Source organism: Actinomycetota bacterium (assembly GCA_030774015.1).
GTDB lineage: Bacteria > Actinomycetota > UBA4738 > UBA4738 > JACQTL01 > JALYLZ01.
Window position 1 is genome coordinate 1 of the sequence record JALYLZ010000157.1, and the last position, 2,933, is coordinate 2,933.

Genomic DNA, 2,933 nt, shown 5'->3' on the forward strand with positions numbered 1-2,933 from the left:
TCCGAAGGAGAGGGCTACGGCGGACCCTCCAGGAGCCATGGAAGGAGGACCCCGAACCCGCTAGCATCCAACCCAGGTGCTCCCGTTTTCGACCGGCCACCGCTACAGGTTTCGACCGGCCTTTACACTCGGGGCTGCGCCCGCCGCCGCAGCGAGTACTCAGCACGACCTTCGTCGTCGCATGCGCGGCTCTGATCGTCATGGGCCTCGGCCCCTTCCCCCCCACCATGGCCGACATCGGCGCGTGCCCCTCGGTGCCGCCTCCCCGCAATGAACGTGCCGCGATCGCCCGGTCCGCGCTCGCCTTCGACGGCGTGGTTGTGCGTGGCAGAGCGTTGCCGGGATCGACCCCCGGCACCCTGGTCTCGCCGCTCGTGTTTCGGGTGTTACGGGTCGTCAAGGGGAGCCTGGGCGACTACGGGGCGCGGTTGTCCTCCCCAGGGGTCTGGCTCGTGACGGTGTGGGACGCTGCCTACTGGCGCCCAGCTAGTCGCAGGAAGGCTTCGGAGCCCGGGCACAAGGTGCGGTTCCCCGGCGAGATCGAGGTGATGCGGGGGCAGGCGTGGCGGATCTACGTCCTGAACGAAGGGGTCAACTTCACCGCGACCACATGCCTCGGGTCCCACGTCCTGGCCCGGAGGCCAACTACCTCCCCAGCTCCGACCTCGCCTCCGCCGACCACCCCGGTCCGGACTGCCCCGACGACCTCGGTGCGGTCGGGGAGCTCGGGATGGATTCTTGGGTTGGCCGTTGCAGCGATCGCGATGGTCCTGCTCGTCCTGGGTGCTTTGGTGGCCCGCCGACGGCGGAGCGTGGCGGGTGGTTGACCGTCCATGGCCCAAGGAACCAAGGCTGGGCTAAGCGAAATGACCCGCCAACGCGTCGGTAAGGAAGATCGTGCCGGAGGAGCGACGGGCCGCGTTTGAGAAGTTCTGCCGCGAGGAGTACGCGGCGGTGGTCCGCGGCGCCTACCTGATCACCGGCGATCGAGAGGAGGCGGCCGACGTGGCTCAGGAGGCATTCGCCCGAGCGTACGAGCGATGGGGGCTGGTGTCTCGTCTCGATCGGCCTGGGGCCTGGGTGGAGCGGGTCGCGACGAACCTCGCCCCTCCGCCCCCGAGAGGCAGGAGCTCCGCCAGGGCCACCACACCAACTCCCCTGCCTCCACATGTACACACCCACCGACCCGATGCGGCGCCGGGACGGCCTCCAGCGTTCCCTTCGACATCCCGGACCGGGTCACTCACCAAGCGAGCTCCCCAGTGGTTGGCTTAGCCCTCATCCAGAAGCCCCGGCCGGCAGCACGGCACGGACCACGATCACCTCGCTGAACGTCAGACCGTCAATCTGCCAGGCGTAGCATCCAGGAGCCCTCACCCACGTGGCGCCAGGCGCGGTGCGGTAGCCAGCCCCCGTGTTGAGCGTCGGTCCCGGCGGCACCGCCAGCGGGGCCAGGGTCGGCGACTCGCCGAAAGCGACTGGACCAGGCCGGTCGAGGCGCTTCGCCCGGATGAGGAACGGCCCCCGATACGCGGGCCCGCTGAACCACAGGGTCTTGAACGCGAGCCATCCAGGGCTGGAGGACTTGCCGAGGTCGACGACGCCGTGACGGAGATCGCCCCTCATCGCGATGAGCGGTCGGACGGGCCCGGTTCCGAGCGCGACCCCACCGAAGTAGGAGTTGTTCACCGGGCGGCCGTCAGTCGCCGGGCAGCGCTGGCCCGGCCGGACCACCGGGAAATGCAGTGCTCGGTTCAAGACGGCCGGGATCGAACCGGTCGTCCCCGGCAGGCAGACGGACTCCTCGTGAACGCAGGCCTGCTGGTAGGTGGCCGGCACCACCGATCCCTGCCCGGTTCGAGGAGAGGGGGTCTCGGCCCGCCCGGCGGGGCTGCTCGCCTGGGGGGATGTTGGGTGCTCCGTCGCGTGCGCGGCCGGTGGCGGGCCCGATGTGCACGCCGCTGCCAGCAGCGTGAGCGTGGTGAGCACCACCGCAGCCGGGGTCAGGCATCGTTGATGGGGCCGGCCGGACGATCTCGGGGGACCGAGACGGGATGTGGCAAGGCGGCAGGTCACGGGATGATCGCGGGGCTGTCCATCTGCGCCACCGTGAACGACGAATCGACCGGCGTCCCGGCCAGGTCGGTGAGATGGACCTCGATGGCCGAGTCGGGCCCGGAGCACGCGCGGTAGGTCGCGACGACCTGGTCCGTTTCAGCGACCGGAGTGACCAGCACGCCCACCTGGGCGCCGCCCGAGCACATGCCGAGGGTGAGGTTCACGTCGTACACGCCGGTGGAGACGTGACGGGCGACCGGTGCCGAATGCGGGCACCCCGCACCTCGAACGTCCGGACCGGGCCCATGGTGGAACGCGTACCCGTTGACCTGGGTCCAGTCCGACCCCACGTCGGCCGGCACGAACGCCTCGCCGATGACCGAGCCGGCCCCGCACGACGTGACGAACGCGCCGGCCTGGACATGGTCGACGGCCCCCGCGTTCTTCGCGAACCCCGCCCGTTTCGCGTAGCCCGCATGCTTCGCGAAGTCGGCCACCGTCCGGGCCATGGCCGGAGTGGAGAGCCCCAGGACGGCTCCGGCCACGAGGAGAGCGGCCGCTCGAACGGGCCGGGGGATCGAACGACGGGTGTCCATGGCGGCCTCCGATCTGTCTTCGGACGACTGGGTCGACACGATAGGCGTCCCGCCCGATCCGGGCACGGCCGCCGGCTCGGGGCAGACGGGACGGGACTTCGGGAGTTGGCCCTGGGATTGGGCACAGGTCGCTGACCCCGCGTCCGCGCCCTAGCTCGCGGAGCGGATCGGCCCCAAGCACGCCAGGATCCCGGAGCGGGAGGGGAACTGGCACGGGATCGCCACCGGCTCGGTGGTGCTCGGGGGTCGGAAGGTCCAGACCGAGCGTCCCCGGGGCCG

4 protein-coding genes are annotated in these 2,933 nt (G+C 70.8%); 2 read left to right on the forward strand and 2 right to left on the reverse strand.

Annotation, left to right across the window (positions count from 1 at the left end; genetic code table 11):
• The first annotated feature begins 200 nt into the window (after window positions 1-200).
• Both M3Q23_15535 and M3Q23_15540 read left to right on the forward strand, forming a co-directional pair.
• The gene (locus M3Q23_15535) at window positions 201-827 is read left to right on the forward strand and encodes a hypothetical protein (protein MDP9343469.1); all 627 of its coding nucleotides are present in this window, start codon (window positions 201-203) and stop codon (window positions 825-827) included.
• Window positions 828-954: 127 nt separating this feature from the next.
• Entirely contained in the window at window positions 955-1,275 is a 321-nt protein-coding gene (locus M3Q23_15540) for a hypothetical protein (protein ID MDP9343470.1), read from the forward strand.
• Window positions 1,276-1,278: 3 nt separating this feature from the next.
• Here the strand turns inward: M3Q23_15540 and M3Q23_15545 are convergent, their stop codons facing one another.
• Both M3Q23_15545 and M3Q23_15550 read right to left on the reverse strand, forming a co-directional pair.
• Entirely contained in the window at window positions 1,279-1,992 is a 714-nt protein-coding gene (locus M3Q23_15545; protein ID MDP9343471.1) for a hypothetical protein, read from the reverse strand.
• A gap of 80 nt (window positions 1,993-2,072) precedes the next feature.
• Entirely contained in the window at window positions 2,073-2,654 is a 582-nt protein-coding gene (locus M3Q23_15550) for a hypothetical protein (protein ID MDP9343472.1), read from the reverse strand.
• Window positions 2,655-2,933: the final 279 nt, after the last annotated feature.

What these genes read in the sequence shown, in the direction of transcription:
- M3Q23_15535 (MDP9343469.1), top strand. Translation starts at nt 201, where the DNA reads ATGGGCCTCGGCCCCTTCCCCCCCACCATGGCCGACATCGGCGCGTGC.
- M3Q23_15550 (MDP9343472.1), bottom strand. Translation starts at nt 2,654, where the DNA reads ATGGACACCCGTCGTTCGATCCCCCGGCCCGTTCGAGCGGCCGCTCTC.